20 protein-coding genes and 1 pseudogene are annotated in these 23,998 nt (G+C 64.9%); 9 read left to right on the forward strand and 12 right to left on the reverse strand.

Features of this window, described 5'->3' with window-relative positions; genetic code table 11:
- Nucleotides 1–6 precede the first annotated feature (6 nt).
- The gene (locus tag DBIPINDM_RS10200) at nt 7–2,217 is read right to left on the reverse strand and encodes an EAL domain-containing protein (RefSeq protein WP_258585599.1); all 2,211 of its coding nucleotides are present in this window, start codon (nt 2,215–2,217) and stop codon (nt 7–9) included.
- Between the two features lie 118 nt (nt 2,218–2,335).
- On the opposite strand from DBIPINDM_RS10200, the gene xseA reads away from it, so the two are divergent.
- A complete protein-coding gene (xseA, locus tag DBIPINDM_RS10205) occupies nt 2,336–3,901 on the forward strand; it encodes an exodeoxyribonuclease VII large subunit (protein WP_258585600.1) in 1,566 nt (521 codons plus the stop codon).
- A 2-nt stretch (nt 3,902–3,903) separates the two neighbouring features.
- Entirely contained in the window at nt 3,904–5,040 is a 1,137-nt protein-coding gene (locus tag DBIPINDM_RS10210; RefSeq protein ID WP_258585601.1) for a P1 family peptidase, read from the forward strand.
- Between the two features lie 54 nt (nt 5,041–5,094).
- Here the strand turns inward: DBIPINDM_RS10210 and DBIPINDM_RS10215 are convergent, their stop codons facing one another.
- The 10 genes and pseudogenes from DBIPINDM_RS10215 to DBIPINDM_RS10260 all read right to left on the reverse strand — a co-directional run bounded on the left by DBIPINDM_RS10215 (nt 5,095) and on the right by DBIPINDM_RS10260 (nt 15,531).
- A complete protein-coding gene (locus DBIPINDM_RS10215; RefSeq protein WP_258585602.1) occupies nt 5,095–5,346 on the reverse strand; it encodes a hypothetical protein in 252 nt (83 codons plus the stop codon).
- A gap of 398 nt (nt 5,347–5,744) precedes the next feature.
- Entirely contained in the window at nt 5,745–6,434 is a 690-nt protein-coding gene (locus DBIPINDM_RS10220; RefSeq protein ID WP_258585603.1) for an SDR family NAD(P)-dependent oxidoreductase, read from the reverse strand.
- A gap of 295 nt (nt 6,435–6,729) precedes the next feature.
- Complete coding sequence (locus DBIPINDM_RS10225; protein ID WP_258585604.1) at nt 6,730–7,749, reverse strand: isopenicillin N synthase family dioxygenase; 1,020 nt, start codon at nt 7,747–7,749, stop codon at nt 6,730–6,732.
- A 250-nt stretch (nt 7,750–7,999) separates the two neighbouring features.
- A pseudogene (locus DBIPINDM_RS10230) lies at nt 8,000–9,045 on the reverse strand (ornithine cyclodeaminase).
- A gap of 24 nt (nt 9,046–9,069) precedes the next feature.
- On the reverse strand, nt 9,070–9,699 hold the full coding sequence (locus tag DBIPINDM_RS10235; RefSeq protein WP_258585605.1) for an FMN-binding negative transcriptional regulator: 630 nt from the start codon (nt 9,697–9,699) through the stop codon (nt 9,070–9,072).
- 4 nt (nt 9,700–9,703) lie between these two features.
- Nucleotides 9,704–10,585 (reverse strand): branched-chain amino acid ABC transporter permease, encoded by an 882-nt coding sequence (locus DBIPINDM_RS10240; protein ID WP_258585606.1) that lies wholly within the window; start codon nt 10,583–10,585, stop codon nt 9,704–9,706.
- A gap of 5 nt (nt 10,586–10,590) precedes the next feature.
- Nucleotides 10,591–11,295: an ABC transporter ATP-binding protein gene (locus tag DBIPINDM_RS10245; RefSeq protein WP_258585607.1), complete on the reverse strand. Its 705-nt coding sequence runs from the start codon at nt 11,293–11,295 to the stop codon at nt 10,591–10,593.
- Nucleotides 11,296–11,299: 4 nt separating this feature from the next.
- Entirely contained in the window at nt 11,300–12,466 is a 1,167-nt protein-coding gene (locus tag DBIPINDM_RS10250) for an ABC transporter substrate-binding protein (protein ID WP_258585608.1), read from the reverse strand.
- Nucleotides 12,467–12,514: 48 nt separating this feature from the next.
- Nucleotides 12,515–14,350: a branched-chain amino acid ABC transporter ATP-binding protein/permease gene (locus DBIPINDM_RS10255; protein ID WP_258585609.1), complete on the reverse strand. Its 1,836-nt coding sequence runs from the start codon at nt 14,348–14,350 to the stop codon at nt 12,515–12,517.
- A 14-nt stretch (nt 14,351–14,364) separates the two neighbouring features.
- Entirely contained in the window at nt 14,365–15,531 is a 1,167-nt protein-coding gene (locus DBIPINDM_RS10260; RefSeq protein ID WP_258585610.1) for an NAD(P)/FAD-dependent oxidoreductase, read from the reverse strand.
- Between the two features lie 145 nt (nt 15,532–15,676).
- On the opposite strand from DBIPINDM_RS10260, the gene DBIPINDM_RS10265 reads away from it, so the two are divergent.
- Genes DBIPINDM_RS10265 through DBIPINDM_RS10285 form a run of 5 tightly spaced genes read left to right on the forward strand, consistent with a single transcriptional unit; the run spans nt 15,677 to nt 20,688 of the window.
- Nucleotides 15,677–16,615, forward strand: coding sequence for a MurR/RpiR family transcriptional regulator (locus tag DBIPINDM_RS10265; RefSeq protein ID WP_258585611.1), 939 nt, complete (start codon nt 15,677–15,679; stop codon nt 16,613–16,615).
- Nucleotides 16,612–17,274, forward strand: a complete 663-nt coding sequence (locus DBIPINDM_RS10270; protein ID WP_258585612.1) for a cysteine hydrolase family protein — start codon at nt 16,612–16,614, stop codon at nt 17,272–17,274. The genes DBIPINDM_RS10265 and DBIPINDM_RS10270 overlap by 4 nt, the downstream gene beginning before the upstream one ends.
- Nucleotides 17,271–18,593 (forward strand): glutamine synthetase, encoded by a 1,323-nt coding sequence (locus DBIPINDM_RS10275; RefSeq protein ID WP_258585613.1) that lies wholly within the window; start codon nt 17,271–17,273, stop codon nt 18,591–18,593. Before DBIPINDM_RS10270 ends, DBIPINDM_RS10275 begins: the two co-directional genes overlap by 4 nt.
- Nucleotides 18,593–19,375 (forward strand): N-formylglutamate amidohydrolase, encoded by a 783-nt coding sequence (locus DBIPINDM_RS10280; protein ID WP_258585614.1) that lies wholly within the window; start codon nt 18,593–18,595, stop codon nt 19,373–19,375. Before DBIPINDM_RS10275 ends, DBIPINDM_RS10280 begins: the two co-directional genes overlap by 1 nt.
- Nucleotides 19,372–20,688, forward strand: a complete 1,317-nt coding sequence (locus DBIPINDM_RS10285) for an aspartate aminotransferase family protein (RefSeq protein ID WP_258585615.1) — start codon at nt 19,372–19,374, stop codon at nt 20,686–20,688. Before DBIPINDM_RS10280 ends, DBIPINDM_RS10285 begins: the two co-directional genes overlap by 4 nt.
- A 119-nt stretch (nt 20,689–20,807) precedes the next feature.
- Here DBIPINDM_RS10285 and DBIPINDM_RS10290 read toward each other — a convergent pair whose 3' ends face one another.
- Nucleotides 20,808–22,247, reverse strand: coding sequence for an FAD-binding oxidoreductase (locus DBIPINDM_RS10290; protein ID WP_258585616.1), 1,440 nt, complete (start codon nt 22,245–22,247; stop codon nt 20,808–20,810).
- A gap of 282 nt (nt 22,248–22,529) precedes the next feature.
- Here DBIPINDM_RS10290 and DBIPINDM_RS10295 point away from each other — a divergent pair, with 282 nt between their 5' ends.
- Together DBIPINDM_RS10295 and DBIPINDM_RS10300 are read left to right on the forward strand one after the other, a co-directional pair.
- Nucleotides 22,530–23,006 (forward strand): carboxymuconolactone decarboxylase family protein, encoded by a 477-nt coding sequence (locus tag DBIPINDM_RS10295; protein ID WP_258585617.1) that lies wholly within the window; start codon nt 22,530–22,532, stop codon nt 23,004–23,006.
- Nucleotides 23,006–23,863, forward strand: coding sequence for a sigma-70 family RNA polymerase sigma factor (locus DBIPINDM_RS10300; RefSeq protein WP_258585618.1), 858 nt, complete (start codon nt 23,006–23,008; stop codon nt 23,861–23,863). The genes DBIPINDM_RS10295 and DBIPINDM_RS10300 overlap by 1 nt, the downstream gene beginning before the upstream one ends.
- The last annotated feature ends 135 nt before the right edge of the window (nt 23,864–23,998 follow it).

A 23,998-nucleotide genomic window follows, 5' to 3' on the forward strand; every position in this document is an offset into this window, starting at 1 on the left:
GAAGAATTACGCGCGCATCGACGCTGGTCCGCTCTGAATGGGCGACAGGCCCGGCAAGAGCAGCAACTGGGCAGGCTCGAGCGGCGGCGCGAGCAGATAACCCTGCATCTGATGACAGCCCATGCCGACGAGCAGCGCCTTTTGCTCCTCGGTCTCGACGCCCTCCGCGGTGACTTCGACATCGAGCGCTATCGCCAGATCGATTAACGCCTTGACGATCGCGGCGGAGCTGGAGTCTTGGTCGAGAAGGCGCACGAAGGAACGGTCGATCTTGAGCTTGTCGATGAGATGACGGCGCAGGTAATTCAACGATGAATAGCCGGTGCCGAAATCATCGAGCACCACGCCAACGCCCGATCGGCGCAAGGCTTCCAGAACCATCCTGGTCGTATCGTTATTTTCCAGAAGCACGCTTTCGGTGATCTCGAGCTGCAATCGCGCCGGCGGCAGGCCGGTCTCGGCGAGGATCGACGCGACCTGCTCGGCAAAACCTGCGTCGCGCAGTTGCAGCGGTGAGACGTTGACGGCCACCCACGGCAATTGCGTGCTGGATGCGAAGCGGCAGGCCTCGCGCAGCACCCATTGGCCAAGCTCGCCGATCATGACGCGTTCCTCGGCAATGGCGATGAACTGTTGCGGCGGCAGGGCGCCATGAATCTCATGCGCCCAGCGGATCAGCCCTTCTGCCCCGACGATCGCCCGGCCATCGGCGGCGAAGATCGGCTGATAGGCCAGCTTGATCTCGGTCCCGCCACGGAGGGCGCGGCGGAGCGCGTTCTCGACCTTGCGCTTGCGCAACAACAGGTCGTCCATGTCACCGGCGAAGACCTGATAGCGGCCGCGGCCATTCTTCTTGGCTTCGTAGAGTGCAATATCGGCCTTGCGCAGCAGATCGTCGGCATCGACTTTTGGACCCGACGCCAAGGCTATGCCGATGCTGGCGCTGACGAAGACCTGGTCATCCATCAGCCGGAAAGGCTCCTGCAATTTCCGCAGCAGCCGTTCCGAAATGTCCTCAGCTACCCTGGTCTCGCGAATATCGACCAGGATGATCGCGAACTCGTCGCCGCCGACCCGCGCCACCGTATCGATTTCGCGGATCGTCCTCTGAAGCCTGGCCGCTGTCTGGCGCACGAGTTCGTCGCCGGCGGGATGACCGAGCGTATCGTTGACATGTTTGAACCGATCGATGTCGAGATAGAGCAGCGCCGTCCTTGCCGTATCGCGCCCGGTCGTGAGTAAAGCCCGTCGCAGCCTATCCTCGAAAAGCGCCCGGTTGGGGAGCCCCGTCAGCGTATCATGAAAAGCGAGATACTGTGCGTCCGCCTGACTTGTCTGCAGCGCCAACGATGTCCGTCGCAGGCGGCGCAAGAGAAAAGCCAGCGCACCTGCGGCAAGCAGCATGCCTGCGATCAATGCCGGGCCGGCCTTGCGTATCAGTGTCAAACCCGGGCGCTCCTGATCCCAGCCGATATAGCCGAGAATGACACCGCGCGAATCCATCAGCGGAATGGCAGCCGAGCCGACCGATTGCGACAAAGGCAGCAGGTGGGCGCCGTCGAGCAGGTATTTTTCAGCAATCTTGCCGATGACGGTGGCGTTGATGAACTCCACCGAGACATGCAGATATTCGCTTCCCGGGGCCTGGGTGACCCGATCCGAACTCGGCACCAGCGGCATGACACTGAGAATGGCCGGTTTCCCGTCAAGCGACACAAGGTCCTCGGCGATCATTTTGATCGGGCCGCCGGATGTACTCTCCTTCGGCGGTTGGGCGATCAGCCGGCGCAGCTTTTCGATGGTCGGCAACAAAGCCGGCTCATCCGCACCATAAACGGAAGCCGGCACCACCTTGCCTTCCTGCATGGCGTGGATTGGACGGCTGGCGTCATCCAGCACGTAGACACGGTTGTGCCCATAGTAGGAATACATCCAGACGCTGAGGTTTTCGGCCATCCAGGCCTGGTTGCCTGATTTGGCATTGGTGACGGAATCGTCCCAGACCGAGACACTTTCCTGTTCGCGCTCGACGGCGGCGATCTGGTCCTGCAAGCCGTTGGCGAAGAAGATTTTTTGGCGCTCAAGCGAAACGCGGTCGGCCTGCATTGCGGCGTAGAAGCCGAAGCCTACGACCATAACCAGCGCAAAAGCGGCAAGCGCCAGCACGGTCAGCGTGACCTGATACGTCAATGGGCTGCGATGTGCGCGTGCGCTCATGCGTCCTTGGCCAGCTTCGTTGGGCGCAGTCAACCAAACCAGCCTTAAGATCGCGTTATAACATTTGCGCAGGCACTGGCGCCTTGACGCGGGAGCCCAACCGGCCCCCAATCGGCCGATGAGTGAAGCAGCATCCGAATCACGCACCAACGCCACCGAATACACGGTGAGCGAGATCTCCGGCGCGCTGAAGCGCACGGTCGAGGACGTTTTCGGCAATGTGCGGGTGCGCGGCGAAATCTCCGGCTATCGCGGCCCGCATTCCTCCGGCCATGCCTATTTCGCGCTGAAGGACGACCGCGCCCGGCTCGACGCCGTGGTGTGGAAAGGCACGATGAGCCGGCTGAAATTCCGCCCCGAGGAAGGGATGGAGGTGATCGCCACCGGCAAGCTCACCACCTATCCCGGCAAATCCAACTACCAGATCGTCATCGACAATCTGGAGCCTGCCGGCGCCGGGGCGCTGATGGCGCTGCTGGAAGAGCGCAAGCGCCGGCTGCAGGCGGAAGGGCTTTTCGATGCCGGCCGCAAACGCCGGTTGCCCTTCATGCCGCGCGTCATCGGCGTCGTCACCTCGCCGACAGGGTCCGTCATCCGCGACATCATCCACCGCATCAAGGACCGCTTTCCGCTGCATGTGCTGGTCTGGCCGGTGCGCGTGCAGGGCGAGACATCAGGCGTGGAAGTGACCAACGCCGTCACCGGCTTCAACGCGCTGGCATGGGATGGTTCCATCCAGCGCCCCGATCTCTTGATCGTGGCGCGCGGCGGCGGCAGCCTCGAGGACCTCTGGGGCTTCAACGACGAGGCGTTGGCCCGCGCCGTTGCGGCCTCCGGCATTCCGGTGATCTCGGCGGTCGGCCACGAGACCGACTGGACGCTGATCGATCTTGTCGCCGATGTGCGGGCGCCGACACCGACGGGCGCCGCCGAAATCGCCGTGCCGGTGAAGGCTGACCTCGAAGCGACGCTGGCCAGCCTTGGCGCGCGGCTCAAGGCCGCGGTGCTGCGTAATTTCGAACGCAAGCGGCAGGCCGCCCGCGCGGCGGCGCGCGCGCTGCCCTCGCCCGATCAATTGCTGGCGCTGCCGCGCCGGCGCCTCGACGAGGCGACATCCAGGCTCGGGCGCGGCCTGTCCGTCAGCGTCGATCGCAAGCGGGCACGTCTCCAGGGCCAAAGGCTGACGCCGGCCACGCTGTCGCGGCGCATGAACGAGGCGCGCACGCTGACCGGCCGCGACCTCGCCCGCGCGCAGGCAGCGTTCTTTGCCATCGTGCGCGAACGGCGCGCGCGCTTTGCGCGCACCGCAACGCGGCTCTCGCCGGCACCGATCGCACGCCGGCAGAAACTGCAGGCCGACACATTGGCGGCGCTCGCCAGGCGGCAGGATCGGGTCATCTCGCTGCGGCTCGAGCGCCTGCGCGGCCAGTTGAGCCAGGCCGAACGCCTGCTGACCACGCTGTCGCACAAGGCCGTCCTGGCGCGCGGCTTTGCGCTGGTGAAGGATGCCGATGGCGCCGTCATCAAGCAGGCGGCTGACGTGGCATCGGGGATGGCGCTCTCGCTGGAGTTCGCCGACGGCACGGCGGATGCGGTGGCAACCAGCGGTGCGGCGCGGCCGAAGCCGGTTGCGAGGCCTGCGACCAAGACCAAGGAACCCGGCAATCAGGGATCGTTGTTCTGACCATGACCGACAATCCGCACCATCTGGCCACGCCCAGCGGCAAGCCGCGCGCGCGAAGCTTCGGCATCGGCTTCGACGGGACGCCCGGGCCGTTCAACGCCATCACCGACGTGCCCGGCGTCGCGGTCGGCTATGCGACGCTGATTTCAGGTGACGGGCCGCTCGTCGTCGGCAAGGGACCGGTGCGCACCGGTGTCACCGCGATCCTGCCCAGGCCGCGCGCAGATCTCGCCACGCCGGTCTTCGCCGGCGTTTTCAGCCAGAACGGCAATGGCGAGCTGACCGGCTCGCATATCATCGAGGAAACCGGCGCTTTCAACTTCCCGATCACCATCACCAACACGCATTCCTGCGGTGTTTCGCGTGACGGCACGTTGCGCTGGATGCACCAGGTGCTGCCGGCCGCGCTCGACAGCGCCTGGGGCCTGCCGGTGGCGGCGGAGACCTATGACGGCTTCCTCAACGACATCAATGGCCATCATTTGACCTTTGAGCACGTGGCCCAGGCGCTTGACGGTGCCGCTAGCGGTGCGATCGAGGAAGGCAGCGTCGGCGGCGGCACCGGCATGATCACCTTCGGCTTCAAGGCCGGCTCGGGCACGGCGTCACGCATCGTCGGGTGGCAGGGAAATTCCTACGCGGTCGGCGCCTTCGTGCAGTCGAATTTCGGCAAGCGGCGCAATTTTACGCTTCGCGGCCTGCGTGCCGGGTCCGAACTCGCGGAGCCGGCGATCCGCGAAGGCACGCCACGCGCCGAAAAGGGCTCGATCATCGCCGTCATCGCCACCGACGCGCCATTCCTGCCGCACCAGATGAACCGGCTGGCCCGCCGCGTGCCGCTCGGCGTCGCCATGACCGGCGGCTTCGGCTACCACAGCTCGGGCGACATCTTTCTCGCCTTCTCGACAGCCAATCCTGCCGCCGCACTGGCGCCGTCGGGCCGGCTCGCCAATGCCGATTTCATCCCGGACACCGACATCGATCCGTTTTTCGATGCCGTGATCCAGGCGGTGGAGGAATCGATCCTCAACGCCCTGGTCGCCAATGACGATATGACCGGGCGCGACGGCAATTTCGTGCCGGCGCTGCTGAAGACTTGGCTGAAAGAAAAGTTCGGGCTGAAAGAAAAGTTCGGCTGAGACGAAAACGCGGGCCGAAGGGCCCGCGCGTTTCAGACAGGATCGTCCCTAAAATTATTCCACGGCCTTGCTGGAGGCCTGCTGGTGCTCGTCGGCCTCGGCGGCTTCCTCGAGCCGGGAAGCGATGAGTTCCTGGATATCACCGACTTCTTCCTGGATGTCCTCCAGCGGGATGCCGACCTCCGCCGCCTTGGCGGCGCATTCCCTGGCCAATGTCTCGGCCTGCTTGTCGATCCTGGCCTGGGACTGGCAATGGACCTTTTCGCCGATCCATCCCCGCAAGAACTCGATCGCGTGTTCACTCATACTGCTGTTCCCTGGCGGCAAAGCCGGTTGGTAATCATAAACGTCGGCATCCCGCAAAGGATGCATTCTCCCATTCCAGCCGAGTCGCGGCCAGCCGGCAAGTCAATGCCGTCCAGGGTCCACAGAGCTGAAGGAAATCGAGGGGTGAAGAACATTTTCTGATTCTGAAGGACTGTACCGTTGGCGGGATCTGGCCCGCTCCAAGCAATTGCTTCTACCTTTTGCGGCTTTCAGTCCGTTTCTTAATCTCAATGGCTGTCGCTACAGCCGCCTTTTGACGTTTCGCTTCTAGGCGCGAGCCAGCGAAGCCGCCGCTATATAGTGACATCCTCATGCAATGTCGACTCCTCTCAACCGTGCCCACAGGACGCACCAAAGTCGGACCCCTGCGCACCCCGTCAGAAGGTCTCGACCCAGGGCCTGAGCTCCATTTCCCAGGTCCAGGCGCTGCGGTGCTGGCGATGGATGGAAAGATAGGCCTCGGCGATCGCGTCCGGAGACAGCCGGCGATCCTGCGGCTCGGACTCCTGGCCGGCCGCAACCGAGGCAATCGCGCCGTCTATGATGAAATGCGCGACGTGGATGTTCTTCGGCGCCAGTTCGCGGGCCATGGACTGCGCCAGCCCGCGCAAGCCGAATTTAGGCATCGCAAAACCGGCCGAGCCGGCGAACCCTTTGATGCTTGCCGTCGCCCCGGTGAAGAGGATCGAACCCGAGCCTTGCGCCACCAGCCGTCGGGCCGCCTGCTGGCCGACCAGGAACCCGCCATAGGCGCCAACCAGCAAAGCCTGCCGGACCGCCTCGGGATCGAGCTCCACTATCGGTCCGCGAGCGCGTCCGCTGGCGTTGAAAACCACCAGCGAGAGCGGACCGGCCTTGTCGGCGACATCGAACAGGTGCTCGACCGATGCGGCATCGGAGACATCCGTTGCCACGGCCTGCGCACCGGTCTCAGCCTGCAAGGCACCGAGTTTCTCGATGTTGCGGGCGGCCAGAATGACGCTGAACCCTTCCTTCGCGAGAAGGCGCGCCAGCGAGGCGCTCAGGCCGGAGCCGGCACCGGCGATGACGGCGACATTGGATGTCATGAGACTTCTCCTTCTTTCCACGGGACTGCGGTCGATGGCTGGCGAATGAGCTGTATTGAAACTTGCCGGATCAGCACGGCGACGGCAACGCGCAAGCCAAGAAAAAGGCCGGGCGCGAAGACGGCCCGGCCAAAAAGAAGGTCATAACCTTCAGAGGGGAACACCGCTCGGCGAAATGGGAGGAAAACACCGAACGGATTTTTCTCTTTTGGACCGATTCTCGGCCAGATACGACGAACGATTTTCTAAAAATCGGCCAGGATGGCAAAAATCCTGTCCTTTCTTGGCCCAAGGCTCAGCCAACCCGGCTTTCCCCCTCGAGCAGATCCGCATAATGGCGCCGCGCGACGTCGGGATGCGAGCGCAGCCGGCTTTTCAGCACATTGGTTCCGACATCGCGAAACAGCGGATTGTCCGGATCGCTGGCGGGTCCGCGCGCCTGCGCAGCCAATTCCTCGGAAAGGCCAAGCAGCGGTATCGTCGCATCGAGCCTGGCGCTGAAGAAGAACGGCACCGAAATGCGCTCGACGCCGGCGGGCGGCGTCACGACACGATGCACGGTTGCGCGCAAATAGCCGTTGGAGGCCAGTTCGAGCAATTCGCCGATGTTGACGACGAGCGTGCCGGGAATGGGATCTACATCGACCCAGGTTCCATCATAGTCGACCTGCAGCCCCTTATTGTCATCCTGGAGCAGCAGCGTCAGGAACCCGCCATCCTTGTGCGCGCCGACACCCTGGTCGCCGCCAGTCGCATCGCGCCCGGGGTAGCGCACGATCTTCATGCGATGGTTGGGCTCGCTGCTGTAGATCGGGTCGAAAGCATCCTCGGGCTGATCGAGCGACAGCGCGAAGGCCTTCAGCAGCCGGATCGCCACGGCCGTCACCTTGCCCTGCCATGCAAGCAGCGCCGGCTTGAGATCCGGCAGCGCTGCGGGCCACTGGTTCGGTCCCTGCAGCCGCGTCCAGGCGGGAATTCCCGGCCCTTGTGCTATGGGCTGGCGCTCGACGCCGATGTCGAGCTGTTCGCGCCAGTCCTCCCTGCCCTTGGTCAGTTCACCGCCGGCGCGCGTGTAGCCGCGGAACTGCGAGGACTTGACCATCTCGATCGCCAGCTTGTCGGCCTCAGGCAAGGCAAAGAACTGGCGCGACGCGGTGAGCACCTCGCTGATCTCCGCCCAGGAGATGCCATGTCCGGCGAGATAGAAAAAGCCGATGTCGCGCGAAGCGGAACGCAAGTCCGCCAGAAATGTCCGGCGTGCCGACGCGCCTTGCTCAAGACGGCTCAGATCGAGCACAGGTACTATTCTGGGCATATCAGGCTCCTTTCCTGGCGCGTTCAGGGCGTTGCTTGAAATCTCCGCCCGGAAAACCCAGCCGATTGAACATGCAGGCACTTTTTCGCGGCCGAAGCCGCCATCGACGCGCGCAAGTCTCATCGACTTCAGATTGCCGGGAAAGAAACGATCAGCCTTTCGTTGCGGCCGTGACGAACAATTTTTCCATTCGCACTGGCAAGCGGATGATGATCGCGATCAGACCGGCGCTGGGCGCGCCCAATCACCCTCAACCCGGCTGGGCCGCCCTCAACAGCATGCCGAAGAGGTCGCGCGGCTCGTCGGGGTCGGCCAGCATGTCGAGTTCTTGATAGAGGCCCGTCGACTTCAATTGATGCCTGACATAGCGCAACGCCGAAAAGTCCTCGATGGCGAAGCCGACGGAATCGAACAGCGTGATCTGCGCGGCATCGCGCCTCCCCTGCACGGCGCCTGATATGACCTGCCACAACTCAGTGACCTCGTGATCCGGCGCAAGCTGCTGGATCTCGCCCTCGATGCTGCTCTGCGGCGGATATTCGACGAAAATGTCGGAACGCAGCAGGATGTCGCGGTGTAGCTCTGTCTTGCCCGGGCAGTCGCCGCCGACGGCGTTGATGTGGACGCCGGAGCCGACCATGTTGTCGGTCAGGATGGTGGCATACTGCTTGTCGGCGGTGACGGTGGTGATGATGTCGGCGCCTTCGACCGCCTCCTGCGCGGTGGTGCAGGCGGTCATATCGAAGCCGAGGCCAGTGAGATTGCGGATGCATTTTGCGTGGCTGAGCGATCGATGTCGTAAAGGCGCAGCCTGTCGACGCCGAGCAGCGCCTTGAAGGCCAGCGCCTGGAACTCGGCCTGGGCGCCATTGCCGATCAGCGCCATGCTGCGGGAGCCGGCCGGCGCCAAGTGCTTTGCGGCGAGAGCCGACATCGCCGCCGTGCGCAGCGCGGTCAGGATGGTCATCTCGGACAGCAATACGGGATAGCCATTGTGGACATCGGCCAGCATGCCGAAGGCAGTCACCGTCTGACGGCCCTCGCGCATGTTCTTGGGATGGCCGTTGACATATTTGAAGCCGTAGACCTCGCCGTCGCTGGTCGGCATCAGCTCGATGACGCCCTCCGCGCTGTGCGAGGCGACGCGCGGCGTCTTGTCGAACAACTGCCAGCGGCGGAAGTCGTCCTCGATATAGAAGGCAAGTTCGACGAGGAAGCGCTCGACGCCGATCTTCAGCACCAGCTTCATCATATGGTCGACGCTGACGAACGGCACGATGTTGAGGTTGGGGATCATTTTGCGTCCTTGCCGGCGCGCCGGTCAGTCCTGGCGGTGCGCGTTGTGGGCTTTCATCATCGTCGCCAGCGCCGGGTCTTTTTCCTCCAGAGCGCCGATCGCGCCGGCCGTGTCGTAGAGGCGCTCATCCTGCCCCATCTTGAACTTGGCCTCGAGCCGCTCGATCGGCATGTCGAAGCCGATGATGCCGGGTATGCGCCGCTCCATGCCGCCGGGGCCGAGTTCGCGCATGCGCCAGCGGTCGTCGCGATCCTTTTCCAGGACATCGACCAGTCGCAGCAAATGCCGGGCGGTGCCGTGGTCGTCGAGTGGCACGGGGTGCCCATGGCAATGCACCACGGCAAAATTCCAGGTCGGCGCGCTGTCGCGCACCGGGTTGCGTGGATACCAGGACGGCGAGATGTAGCCGTGCGGACCCTGGAAGATGGCAACCGTCTCCCTGCCCTGCGCAATCAGGGCGCTGTGCGGATTGGCCCTCGCCAAGTGCGAAACCAGCGTGCCGTTTGCGCCGCGCGTGCGATCAAGCACGAACGGCAGATGCGAGACGACGAGCCCCTGCGGCCCCGATGTTACCACCGTGGCGAAGGCGGCCGCATCGATCAGGCCGAACACGTCGTCGCGCGACAAAGGCGCGAATTCCGGCTTGCTGTACATGAGATCAACTACGCTGCACGCGCACCGCCGGGATCAGGCCTTGCGGGCGCAGCAGCAGCACGGCGATGACGCCCGACAGCACGATGGCATCGCGATAGGGCGCGATCGCCGCCGGCAACGTCGCCTGCAGCAGCACCTCGATGATGCCGAGCAGGAAGCCGCCGGCGACAGCACCTGGCAGGCTGCCCAGCCCGCCGACGACGGCGGCGATGAAGGCCTTCAGTACCGGCGTAAAACCCATCAGCGGGTCGACGGAGGCACGCTGCGCCACCCACAGCATGGCAGCCAGCCCGGCGAGCAGGCCGGAAAGCAGGAAGGCTGTGGCGATGATGCGGCTGGCCGGAATGCCCATCAGGCGCACGACATCGAAATCCTCGGCCGCGGCGCGCATCGCCGTGCCGGTCACCGAGCGGCGCAGGAAGACTTCCAGCGCAATCAGCGCCAGCGCCGAGACGACGATGGAAATGCTCGGACCAACGCCGATGGTGAAATCGCCGAAGGAGAAAGCGCCGGTCATCCAGCCAGGCATGGCGACGGCCTGCGGCCGGGCCGAGATGCCGTTCTGGAAGACGACCTTGAGCAGGCTGGACACTGCGAAACTGGTCAGCAGAAGACTGGTGACGCTGGCGCCGCGCATCGGCCGGAAGGCGATGCGCTCCATGACGACGGCGGCAAGCGCGCCGCAGGACACGGCGACAAGCACGGCCACCGGAAAGGGCAAGCCGAGCACCAGCGAGGCCAGAAGCGCATAGCCCGACAGCGTCATCAGCTCGCCATGGGCGAAGTTGATGAGACCGACAATGGAAAAGACGATCGCCAGGCCGAGCGCCAGCAGCGCATAGACGCCACCGAGGCTGACCGCATTGATGATCTGCTGCGCGATCATGCTTCTCAAGCTCCCAGATAGGCCTGGCGGACGAGGTCCGACGAGGCGAGTTCCTTTGCCGTGCCCGACAGCACCACCTCGCCATTGGCGAGCACGACCGCGCGGTCGGCGATTTCGAGCGCCAGCGCCACATTCTGCTCGACCAGAAGGATGGTCAGGCCCTTGCGACGCAGGTCGGCGATCAGGTCGAAGACGGTGTCGATCAGTTGCGGCGCAAGGCCAAGCGAGGGCTCGTCGAGCAGGATCATGCGCGGCTTGCCCATCAGCGCGCGGGCAATCGCCAGCATCTGCTGCTCGCCGCCCGACAGGTTGCCGCCCTTGACGCGGTGGTAGCGGCGCAGGATCGGGAACAGCTCCAGCATCTCTTCCTCGCGCACCCTCGCTTCGGCGGCGGGCTGATGCACCGCACCACCGAGCCGCAGATTGTCGGCCACCGTCAGGCTGGCGAAGATGCGGCGGCCTTCTGGAACCAGCGCGACGCCCTTGCGGGCGATCGCCTCCGGCGCCAGGCCGGTGATGTCGACGCCGTCGAACACCACCTTGCCGGACGCCGCCGGCACCAGCCCGGCAACGGCGCCGAGTGTCGAGCTCTTGCCGGCGCCGTTGGCGCCGACCAGCGCGATGATCTCGCCACTGTCGACGGTGAGGTCGACGCGGCGCACCGCCTCGACTTCGCCGTACCGGATTTTCAGGGCTTCGACGCTCAGCATGACGTCACGGTGCCGGAACGTCGGTGGCGTCGGGGATCAGCGTCTCGACATGCTTGCCCTCACCGCCATCGTAGCGCATCAGCGCCACGGGCCGCAGCGGCATGCGGTTGGTGCCGGCATAGGTGATCTTGCCGGTGATGCCTTCGAAATCCTTGAGGTTGGCGATGGCGTCGCGAACCGCCTTGGGATCGTCGGAGCCGGCGGTCTTCACCGCCTGATCGAGAATCAGGCCGATCTCGTAGCCGTTGACCTCATAGGTCGATTCCGGGGCGTGGCCGGCATATTTGGTGAAGGCGGCGTTGAAGGCCTCGAGCTTGCTGCCTGGCTCGGCATAGCCGGCGGCGGTGTAGACGACGCCGTCGACCAGCTTGCCCAGGGCCTTGATGGTCGGCGTGCCGATGGCATCGGCGCCGTAGACCGGGATGGTGACGCCGGCGCCGCGCAATTGCTGGATGAAGGCGGGGAAGTCCGGCTCATAGGCCGCCGTCATGATCAGGTCCGGCTTGTCGGCCAGGCCCTTGATGTTGGTGATCTCGGCGGAGAAGTCCGGCTGGCCCATGCTGAAGGTACCGCGGCCGACGACGGCGCCGCCCTTCTTCTCGAACACCTTGCCGAAATATTCCGGCAGGTTGGCGGTGTAGGTGGAATCCGGCGAGGTCAGCAGGAACACCTTCTTCTTGCCTTCGGAAACTGCGAAATCAGCAACCGCCGTCGCCTGCACATTGTCGGCCGGATAGGTGCCGAACATGACGTCGCCGACCGCGCCTGTCAGCACGGGAGCGGAACCGCACAGCGTCAGTGTCGGAATGCCGAGCGGCTGGGTGAGCTGGCCGGCGGAAATCGAGGGATCGGCATCGCACGGCGTGATCATGATCTTGGCGCCGGCATCGATCAGTTCCTGGGCGACGGTGGCGGTCTGCGCGGTGTCGGAGCGCGTGTCCTTGATCAGCAGCTTGACGGTGTATTTGCCGCCGAGCCCACCCTTGGCGTTGAGCTCGTCGAGCGACATGCGCAGGCCGGCAAGGGCCGGCTGGTCGTAGGGAGCAAGGCCGCCGGTCTGCGCGGTCGCCGCGCCGATGATGATCTCCTCGGCACTCGCCGTCGAAATGGCGGCGATGCCGAACACCGCCGCGCACAAAGCGGCGCGATGGAGGCGATAGAGGCTTGGCATGTCGGTTCTCCTTCGGGATTTGTTATCGTTGGCTGTTGTCGTTGCGGTCTATGCGGTCTGGCTTTCAGCGGTCTTGGCGCGGGCCGTGCGGCTGCCGAGATAGGCGGCGATGACGGCAGGGTTCTTCTGGACATCGGCCGGCGTGCCGTCGGCGATGACGCGGCCATGATCGATGACGACGATGCGCTCGCACAGATTCATCACCAGCCGCATGTCATGCTCGATCAGCACCACGCCGATGCGGCGCTCGGCGCGCACCGCCGACAGGATGGAGACGAGCTCGGCGGTCTCGACGGCGTTCATGCCGGCGGCCGGCTCGTCGAGCAGCAGGAAGCGCGGCTTCAACGCCAGGGCGCGGGCTACTTCCAGCCGGCGACGCTGGCCGTAAGCGAGCCTGGCAGCAGGCTGATCGGCAAATTTCTCCAGCCCCATGCGGGACAGCTCGCGCATTGCCGCGGCCTCGGCGTGGCCGAGATCAGGTTCGATCTGGCGGGCAGCGACGACGACGTTTTCCAGAACGGTCATATGCGGGAAGACGCGAATGTTCTGGAAGGTGCGGGCGATGCCCGACCGGGCAAAGCGGAAGGCCGAGGCCTGCCGCACCGCGCCGCCGACGGATACGGTTCCGGCACTTGGCTTGATATCACCGGCCAGCATGTTGAGCAGCGTCGTCTTGCCGGCGCCATTGGGACCGATGATGCCGGTGATGCTGTCGGTCTCGAAGCTCAAGCTGACATCATCGACAGCAACGACACCTGCATAGCGGCGCGACAGATGGTCGGCCACCAGCCGGTCGGCGCCAACCTGCTGCGGCGCCGCCGCCGAAGCCGTCACCGCTTGGCGTCCGGGTCGGCGCAGAAGGTTGAGCTCGCGCTCGCCGAAAAGACCGGTCGGACGCCGCCAGATGACCAGGATCATGGCGATGGCCAGCACGCCCTGGGTCAGGCCGAACAGGACAGGCAGATGCACGCCAAGCACTTCGCCGCCGCCTTCGAAGCGGCGCACCACCTCGATCACCACGATGGTGACGATGACGCCGGCGAAGGCGCCGAGCGAGGAGGTCATGCCGCCGACGATCAGCATGGCGAGCATGGTGAAGCCGAGATCGAAATAGAAATCGCGCGGCGAAAACGCGCCAAGGAACTGTGCCATCATGGCGCCGGCGGCCATGGCGGCGACCACGCCCGCCACCCAGGCGACGAGCCGCGCCGTGCGCTGGTCGACGCCAACCGCGGCGGCGCCACGCTCGTCATTGGCGGCGGCGCGGGTGGCGAGGCCGAAGGAGGTTTCGCGGAACAGCCTTGCCGCTATCAGCGCCACGGAGGCGATCGCCGCGGCGGTCCACAGCCCGACCTCACGCGGCACGCCATAGAAAGGCTGGCTGCCACGGGTGATCTCACGGCCGGCGACCAGCAGCGTGTAGACGATGATCAGCATGGCGAGCGTGGCGATCGAGGCGCTCGACCCGGTCAGCCTGAGCAGCGGCATGCCGGTCAACAGGCCAATGACAACGGCCAGAACCAGGACGACAGCCAGCGCCGCGAAGAAGGAGAGTTGATATCCGGCAAGGAAATCCGGCAGGTCACGCAACGCCGTGCGCTGCAGCGCGCTGGGCATGGTGAGGATGCCGGTGGCGTAGGCGCCAAGGCCGACAAAGGCGGCCTGGCCGAAAGAGACGATGCCGCTGTTGCCGGAGAAAATCTGCAGGCCAAGCACGGCCGTCAGCATGATCGCCGCATAGGTGACGACGCGCTGCATGGCGGCGCCACCGAAAATGAAGGTGGCAAGTGCCACCAGCAGCAGCACCGCCACCATGCACAAGGCGTCGGCCGTGGCGTTGCGAAACGCGGCCGGCATGAGACCGCGTGGCTTGCTCTCGCTCATCGTCATCGACGCCATCACGCGGCCTTGAAGCGGCTGGGCGAGAACGGCGCCAGGATCGGCTGGGCGCCCTCGGTGACCAGTTTCGCGATTGCCTCGCCGACGGCTGGCCCGGTCTTGAATCCGTGGCCGGAAGACCCTGCCGAAACGACCAGCCCTTCGACGCCTGATATGGCGCCGATGACGGGCAGATCGTCGGGGCTCATGTCATAGAGCCCGGCATAGCCCGGCCGGATGCCGAGCTCGGCCATGGCCGGCACGCGGGTGGCGAAGGTCTCCAGGATCTCAACCGATTCTTGCTCTTCGACACCTTCCATGTAGCTGTCAGGGTTCTCGACGAAACGCGGCCGGCCGGCATGTTCGTGGCGCAGGCCGGTGCCGCCGCCGGCCCAGGTGCCGGCCAGGATGACGCCGTCATTGTCGGGCCGCGCGTAGTTGCAGGAAATGTCGTCGCACCAGGCGAACGGCATCACATGCCTAGCCTGCCCGGCAGCATCGAGCACGGCCATCGGATGGCGCTCGACATGCAGCGGCAGATCCAAACCGATCGTCGCCAGCAAGCGGCGAGTCCACGGCCCGGCGGCAAGAACAACCGTATCGGCTTCCAGCACCGTTCCATCAGCCAGGGTGACGCCGGTGATGCGGTCGCCCTGCCGCCGCAGGCTTTCGACAAGCGTGTTCTGCAGGATCTTGGCGCCGTTCGCGCGGGCGGCGCGAGCGATGGCGTTGGTGGCGCCGAACGCATCGGCATAGCCATATTCGGGTTCCCACAACGCCAGTGCGACATTGTCCAGCGCAAAACCAGGTGCTGCATCGGCGAAGGCCTGCGGCGACAAGGTCTCGATGCGTGCACCCTCGCCGCGGATGCGTTCGGCCGCCGCCTTCCAGCCCGCCTCATTGTCGTTGCCGCAGACCCACATCATGCCGATCTCGGTGACAAAGGAGCCTTCGCCCGCGATCTCCGGCAGCGACACCAAGATCTCGCGGCCACGGATGGAAAGCTGCGACAGTTCCGGCATCAGGTAGAAGGCATGCAGCAGCGCCGACGACTTGCCGGACGGGCCGCCAGCGGGATGGGTCTGCTCGACCAGCGTGACATTCACACCGGCCTTGGCCAGATGATAGGCGGTGCTCGATCCGACAATTCCAGCACCGACGACGATGACGTCGCTTCCGTTTCGCATGGCTGTTCCCCACAGTCTCTTGGCTGCTTTCCGACAAGGTAAGGCCAGCGAACGCGCAATGTCAATGTCTCTTCATTGTTGACCACGATTTAAATCTCTGTAATAAACTCCACAAAACAAGAGACCATGGATTTCGGGGAGGCCAATGGCGATACGCGATGTTCTGATGCGCGGAGATCTGGCGCTGACGCCGTCGGAAGAGAAGATCGTCCGGCTGCTGTTGACGGACTATCCGACCTCCGGCCTCGGTACCGCCTCGTCGCTCGCCCGGCGGGCCGGCGTCAGCGATCCGACCGTGGTCAGGCTGGTCGTCAAGCTCGGCTATGAAGGCTTTCCGGATTTCCAGGCAAAGCTGCTGGCCGAGGTCGAGGCCCGGCTGCATTCGCCGCTGTTGATGATGGAAGCAAAGCGGCAAGCCGGCTCCAGCGACAGCGCCGTGCTTGCCTATCTCGATTCCGTCACCGCGGCGCTGCAGAAAGCCACGGCCGCGACGCCGGTCCAGACCTACGAGCGGGCCGCCCGCCTTTTGATGGAGGCCAAGGGCGAGATCGTGCTGGTCGGCGGCCGGTTCAGCCGCCACATCGCCGGCATGCTGGCCGGCTATCTCGGGCAGTTCCGCTCCGGGGTCCGCGATCTTGGCGTGCTTTCTCCACAAGCATTCGACACGCTGGCCGACCTCGGCCGCCGCGACGTGCTCGTCGTCTTCGACTATCGCCGCTACCAGCTCGACGTCATGGCCTATGCAAGCCAGGCGGCGGCGCTCGATGTGCGCATCCTGCTTTTCACCGACCAATGGCTGTCGCCGATATCAGATCTCGCCGAAGTCACCATCGTCAGCCCGCTCGAGGTCGCCTCGCCCTACGACACGCTGGCGCCGGCGATCGCCCAGATGGAGGCGCTTACCGCCCACATCGTTTCGACGCTGGGTGACGACGCCCGGGCTCGCATCGAGAGGATCGAGAAAGTGCGGCACGCCAATGCGGTGACGCTCGACAGCGATCCGCAAGCGAACGGCGCGCGCCAGACAGCTGGACCACGCAAGACACCTGGACCCAAATCAGCAAAGCAGGACGACCAAGCATGACCCAAGCCTTATCCAAACAGGCCTTACCCAAGCGAGACGAAGCCTTCCGTGCCGGCGAGACGGCGCTGCTGCTCGTCGACATGCAGCGCATCTGGCTGGAACCGGGCGCCGATCCCTCGCATCCGGAGCGCGGCCCCGACCATTATTTCTACCGGAAGACATCCTCGCAGACGATCCCCAACCAGGAGCGGCTGCTGGCGGCGGCGCGGGCCAATGGCGTCGAAGTGCTGCACACCATCATCCAGAGCCTGACCGAAGACGGCCGCGACCGCTCGCTCGACCACAAGCTGACGCCGATCCATGTCGCGCCGAGCCTCCCCGAGGGCCTGCCGGTTGCATCGCTGGCGCCGGTCGGCGACGAGATCATGCTGCCGAAAACCTCGTCCGGCATCTTCAACTCGACCAATGTCGACTATCTCCTGAAGAACCTCGGCATCCGCTACCTCGTCGTGGTCGGCGTGCTCACCGACCAGTGCGTCGACATGACGGTGCGCGACGGCGCCGACCGCGGCTACCTCGTCACCTGTGTCGCGGACGCCTGCGCGACCATCACCCAGGAGCGCCACGACATCGCGCTGAAGGCCTTCGGCGGCTATTGCTGGGTCGCCGACACCGACACCGTCGTCGACCGTTTCAACGCTCTGGGAAAAACTGCATGACATCGACCGTCGAGCCTCTCGTTGCCGTCGTCACCACGGATCTCTCCGCCGTCACGCGGGGCCGCTTCGTTGTCGAAAGCAGATTGCAGAAGACCGCCACGACCGGTGTCGGCTGGCTGCAGGCCAATCTGTCGATGACGCCGTTCAATTCGATCGTCGTTCCCAATCCCTGGGGCTCGTCGGGCGATCTGCGGCTGATCCCCGATCTCAAGGCACGCTTCCGCACCGAGCGGACCGGATCGGCGACGCCCTTCGACATGGTGGCCGGCGACATTGTCGAGCTCGACGGCAGCCCCTGGCTTGGCTGCACGCGGACCATGCTCAGGGATGCGCTGGCGGAGCTGAAGGCCGCAACTGGGCTCTCCGTCATCGCCGCCTTCGAGCATGAGTTCCACATTGCCGGCGGCAGTTTCGCGCCGGCGCATTCGATGTCCTTCGCCGCGCTGCGCCGCACCGATCCGTTCGCTCCCAATTTGATGGCGGCGCTGGAGGAAGCGGGCGTCGGACCCGAAGTGGTCATCGCCGAATTCGGCGACGAGCAGTTCGAAGTGACGCACGAGCCGGCCGACGCACTGACGGCGGCCGACCGCGCCGTCGCCATCCGCGAGATCACGCGCGAAGTGGCGCGCAATGCCGGCTGGCGCGCGAGCTTCGCGCCCAAGATTGCGCCGAATGCCGTCGGCAACGGCGTGCACATCCATTTCAGCTTCGTTGACGAAGCCGGCAAGCCGGTAACCTACGATGCGGCGCAGCCCGGCGGCCTGTCCGCCAAGGCCGGCGCCTTCTGTGCCGGCGTGTTGCGCCACCTTCCGGCGATCACCGCCATGACGGCGTCGAGCGTCTCGTCCTTCTACCGGCTGAAGCCGCACAGCTGGAGCTCGTCCTACACCTGGCTCGCCGACCGCGATCGCGAAGCATCCTTGCGCATCTGTCCGACGGTGACGATCGGCGGGCGCGATCCGGCACGGCAATACAATGTCGAGTACCGGGCGGCCGACGCCACCGGCAACCCCTATCTGTCGCTGGCGGCGATCATCCGCGCCGGGCTTGAAGGGCTGAAGGCGGACCTGCCATCACCGCCGCTGGTCACCGGCGACCCGACACTGATGAGCGATACGGAACGGGCAAAGCTCGGTCTGGTGCGGTTGCCGGAGACGCTGCCGGCGGCGCTGGACGCGCTTCTGGCCGACAAGACCGTGACGGGATGGTTCGCGCCAATCTTCATCGAGACCTTTGTCGGGCTGAAGCGACATGAGGCCGAGCGTCTGGCTGGCCTCGATCCCGCTGCCATCTGCGATCTCTACCGGACGCTTTATTGATGACTTTGCAGACTGAAAAAGACTTGTTCCCTCAAAAAGACTGGCCCGACGCCGTCGAGGTTCTCAACGAGCACGGCCGTAGCGACATTGTCCTGTTGTGCGAGCACGCGTCCAATCACATGCCGGCGCAGTATCGGCAGCTCGGGCTCGATCCCAGTCATCTGCAACGCCACATTGCCTGGGATATCGGCGCCGCGGAGGTGACGCGGCTCTTGTCAGCGCGGCTCGATGCAGTGGCCTTCCTCAGCGGCTATTCACGGCTGCTGATCGACCTCAACCGGCCACTGGGCACCCCGGGCAGCATCCCGGTTCTGTCGGAAGACACCGACATTCCCGGCAATGTCGGCATCGATACGGCGGAACGGGACCGGCGCGCGGAAATCATGTTTTCACCGTTCCATGAGCGGGTCGCCGCGCATCTCGACCACCGGATAGCCGAAGGCAGGCCGACGCGGATCGTGACGATCCATTCCTTCACGCCGGTCTTCCTGGGTGTCGCCAGGCCATGGCATGCCGGCGTGCTGCATGCGCATGCGGCCGATCTTGCCGAAGCGATCCTTTCGGGCCTGCGCACGGATACGGCACTCAATGTCGCGGTCAACGTACCCTATGTGATCAGCCGCGACGCCGATTACGCCGTGCCCATTCATGGCGATGATCGCGGCATCCCCGCTGTCCTGATCGAGATCCGGCAGGACCTTCTGTCGACAAGGTCTGGCATCGAGGAATGGGCGGATCGGCTGGCGGCAGCGCTGCCGGCGCAGACGGAAACGGTCTCATGAGCAATCTCAGCCTGCGCGAGCGCGATGCCGTGACCATCGCGCAGATCGGCAAGCTGCGCTTCTCGCCACTCAGCGTCGTCGGGGGCAAGGGCAACCGACTGATCGAGGAAGGCGGCCGCTCGCTGCTCGACCTGTCGGGATCGGCCGGCCCGGCAGTGCTTGGCTACGGTCATCCGGCCATCGTCGAGGCGGTCGAGGCCTCGGTCCGCAACATGGCAGGCGCCAGCCTGCTGCTCTACCCGAACGAGCCTGCGGTCTCGCTGGCCGAACGGCTGCTCGCCGTCACGCCGGGGGAAGGCGAGCGGCGCGTCTGGTTTGGCCATTCCGGGTCGGATGCCAATGATTGCGCGGTGCGCGTGCTGCAGGCGGCCACCGGCCGCTCGCGCTTCATCTCCTTCATCGGCTCCTATCATGGTAACCTTTCCGGCTCGATGGGCATCAGCGGCCACACCGCCATGACGCACACGCTGCCGCGACCGGGCGTGCTGTTGCTGCCCTACCCCGATCCGTACCGCCCGAATTTCAGCGGCGAGGAGGTGCTGGCCCTGCTCGACTACCAGTTCGAGACCACCTGCCCGCCGCACCAGGTCGCGGCCGTGTTCATCGAGCCGCTGATGTCGGATGGCGGGCTGATCGTGCCGCCGCCAGGGTTTCTCAAAGCGCTGCAGGAGCGCTGCCGCAAACACGGCATCAAGATCGTCGTCGACGAGGTCAAGGTCGGGCTCGCGCGCAGCGGCCTGATGCACTGCTTCCAGCATGAAGGGCTGACGCCGGACCTCGTCGTCTTCGGCAAGGGTATCGGCGGCGGGCTGCCGCTGTCGGCCGTGGTCGGACCGAAGGCAATCATGGACCATGCGCCGGCCTTCGCCTTGCAGACCACCGCCGGCAATCCGGTGGCGACATCGGCCGGCAACGCGGTGCTGAAGACGATCGAGAGCGAAGGCCTGGTCGAACGCTCGGCGCGGATCGGCAAATTGTTCTCCAACGCACTGCGGACACTCGGTGAAAAACACGAGATCATCGGCGATGTGCGCGGGCGCGGGCTCGCGATCGGCGTCGACCTGGTCAAGGACCGCGCGACGCGCGAGCCAGTGCCTGCCACGACGACGGCCAAGATCATCTATCGCGGCGATGAACTGGGCGCGGCCTTCACCTATGTCGGACTGAAGGCCAATGTGCTCGAATTCATGCCGCCGCTGACGCTGACCGAAGACGAAGTGGCCGAGGGCGTGGCGATCGTCGACCAGGCCATCGCAGACGTGAGTGCCGGCAAGGTGTCGGATGCGGATGTGGCGTCGTACATGATGTGGTGAAGGAGAAACGCGCGCTCCATCAATTTGCTACGGCGGATCGGTCCCGTCTCTCGAAGCATACGCGAAAGCCCGCGCCTCTGGCGGAGGCGCGGGCTTCTTGTCACTGCCACGCGGGCGGCTCAGGCGGCGCGCTGGCTTTGTTTCGGTCGCAAATTCTGGTTCATGCGGAACAGGTTCAACGGGTCATAGCGCTGCTTGATCTCCAGAAGCCGCTGGTAATTGCCGCCATAGGCCGCTTCGACCCGGTCGACCTCGTCCTCAGGCATGAAGTTCACATAGGCCGTGCCGGCAGCATAGGGTTTGGCCGCCTCATAGAGGCTGCGCGCCCAACCGATGCAGGCCCTGTCCATTGCCGGTTCGCGCCAGCGGGCATGGACATTCATGACGAAGTGCGAGCTGCGTTGCGGAAACGCCGTTGCGTTCTGCGCCACACGGCCCGCCGCACCGCCGACATGGCCAATGAATATCTCGCATTCCGGACCAGGAAGCTCACGTATCGCTTCGGTGAGGATCTCGGCCGCCCTGTTGGAAAGCTCGGTCAAGTCATGGCTCTTCCAGTAGTTGCGGGCGCCGGGGGCGAGCAATGGGTCGAATGCCTGCTGCCAGCTGGTGAACGGGTTGGGGCCGACGACATCGGCAATCGGCGAGCCGATGGCGCGAAGCTTCTTCGTCGCCTTTTCACCTGCCTGGAGATCACCGCAATAGCACATGGCCAGCACCAGAACATCCTTGCCATGCCACTCGGCCGGCAGGAAGGGCAGCGGCGGCGCTTGCCGCATGACCACCCAGCAGGTCAGTTCGTCGGGCGCCGTTTCGAGCGCCTTGCGATACTCCCTCAGCACCTTCTCGGCATCGGCGAAAGGGTGGACGACAAGGCCCGACAGAACCTGCGGACCCACCTGGTGGAGCTGAAACTCGAATGCCGTGACAATGCCGAAATTGCCGCCGCCGCCACGCAGCGCCCAGAACAGGTCCGGATTTTCCGTCTCGCTGGCGCGCAGCAACTTGCCGTCGGCGGTGACCACATCGGCGGAGACAAGATTGTCGATGGTCAGGCCGAATTTGCGGGTGATCCAGCCAAAGCCACCGCCCAGGGTCAGGCCTGATATACCGGTGGTCGAATTGATGCCTGTCGGCACCGCCAGCCCAAAGGCCTGCGTTTCGCGGTCGACATCGGCGAGCGTAGCGCCAGGTCCGACCCATGCCCGCCGTGCAACGGGATCGACCCGCACCGACTTCATCGGCGACAGATCGATCATCAGACCGCCATCGCAGACGGCGCTGCCGGCGATGTTATGGCCGCCGCCGCGCACGGAGACGAGAAGCCTGTTTTCTCGGGCGAAATTCACGGCACGGATGACGTCGGAGGCGCCGACGCAACACATAATCAGCCCCGGCCGTCGGTCGACCGTGGCATTCCAGATGGTGCGGGCTTCGTTGTAGGCAGCGTCTCCCTCCTGAAGCAGTGTCCCGCGCAATTGTGCGGAAAGCCCTTCGATGGTTGCGGCGTCGATTGTCGTCTTGCCGCGATCAAGCGTGGTGAGGCTCATGGTGTTCATGGTTTCCTCCCGATTTGCTTTTGAGCCGTTCTCCTTCAAACGCCTTTGACTCTGCTCTTATATTAGACATCGCGCAAGTTATGCAGGCTTTGAGCCAGATGGCGGGCCGCCGCTTGGTGGGCATCAACGGTGCCGAACCGTCGAAGGTGACTTGGCCGACGCCGCGAAGCAGGCTGGAGCAGCTGACGGGAACGGCGCATGGCGGACAAAAGCCTGGCGTGGATGTCACACCAGCATTTCCTCACTCGTCATGGGATCGGCACCAACAGAAGGAAGCCAACCATGACCGCAAAAATCGATCTCTTCGCCGCCGCCCCTTCGCTGATGAAGAACTGGCAGCGCTCCTCGATCGAGCTCTCCGCCGCCGCCAGCCTCGAGTACAGCCTCACCGAACTGGTGAAGCTGCGTGCCTCGCAGATCAATGGCTGTGCCAACTGCATCAATCTCCACGCCACCGAGGCGCGCGAGAACGGTGAGACCGAGCAGCGCATCTACCTTTTGCCGGCCTGGCGAGAGGCGCCGTGCTACAGCGACCGCGAACGCGCGGCACTCAACTGGACAGAGGCCTTGACCCGCCTGTCGGAAGGTGCTGGCCATGCGAGCGCCTATGAAGAGCTGAAGGCTCATTTCACCGAGGAGGAGCAGATCAAGCTCACCTTGACGATCAACATCATCAACGCTTGGAACCGCATCGCTGTCGGTTTCGGCGTGTATGCCGACCCGGCTGCCGTGAAGGCCGCTCGGGCGGCGGCAGCCTGATGACGAGCCCGGCGCCCGGCGATGCCGCAGCGGGCTTCGGCCCGCTACGCCCGAAGCTCATGCGCGTCGCCTACCGCATGCTGGGTTCGGTGTCGGACGCCGAGGATGCCGTGCAGGAGGCCTTCATCCGCTGGATGAAGGCCGATCGCAGCGCGGTGCGCGAACCCGAGGCCTTCCTGCGCCGTACAGTGACGCGGCTGTGCCTCGACCAGCTCAAATCCGCGCGACACAAACGAGAGACCTATGTCGGCCCCTGGCTTCCCGATCCCGTGGTGGAAGAGGATGCGGTGGAAGACGTCACCTTGCCGCTGATGCTGGCGCTGGAACGCCTGTCTCCGCTCGAGCGGGCCGCCTTTCTGCTGCACGATGTGTTCGGCCTGGGATTTGACGAGGTCGCGGCCGCCATCGATCGCGATCCGGCGGCCTGCCGCCAGCTGGCGGCGCGGGCACGCGGCCATGTCCGCGAGGCACGGCCCCGCTTTGCGGTAGAAAGGCAACACGGCCTCGAACTCGCCGAGGCGTTCTTCACGGCGTCGCGCAGCGGCGATATGAAGGCGCTTGGCGCCATGCTGAGCGCCGATGTCATCGCCCACGCCGACGGCGGCGGCAAGCGTCCGGCGGCCACCGAACCGGCTCTGGGCTTCGATGCCGTGATGGCGCAGTACGAGCGCGTGGCGGCCTGGTTGCGCACGCACGGCTCGAAACTTGTCCGCGTCGGTTTCATCAACGGACTGCCGGGGTTCGTCACCCTGGAAGCCGACGGCGAACTCCAGACCACCGCACTCGACATCGAGGACGGGAAGATCGCGGCGATCTATGTGGTGCGCAACCCCGACAAGCTCAGGCACCTGCACTAAGATATGTTGATGTTCAGGTGATGCCGGCCTGCAAACGGCGGCTTTCTGCGCTTCCGGTGCTCACGGACCCGAATGTCCGCTCCGCTCCGGTTCTCGAAAGCCACCATTTTCGGCTCGGCCTGACCTGAATCTCAA

Source organism: Mesorhizobium sp. AR02 (assembly GCF_024746835.1).
Taxonomy (GTDB): domain Bacteria; phylum Pseudomonadota; class Alphaproteobacteria; order Rhizobiales; family Rhizobiaceae; genus Mesorhizobium.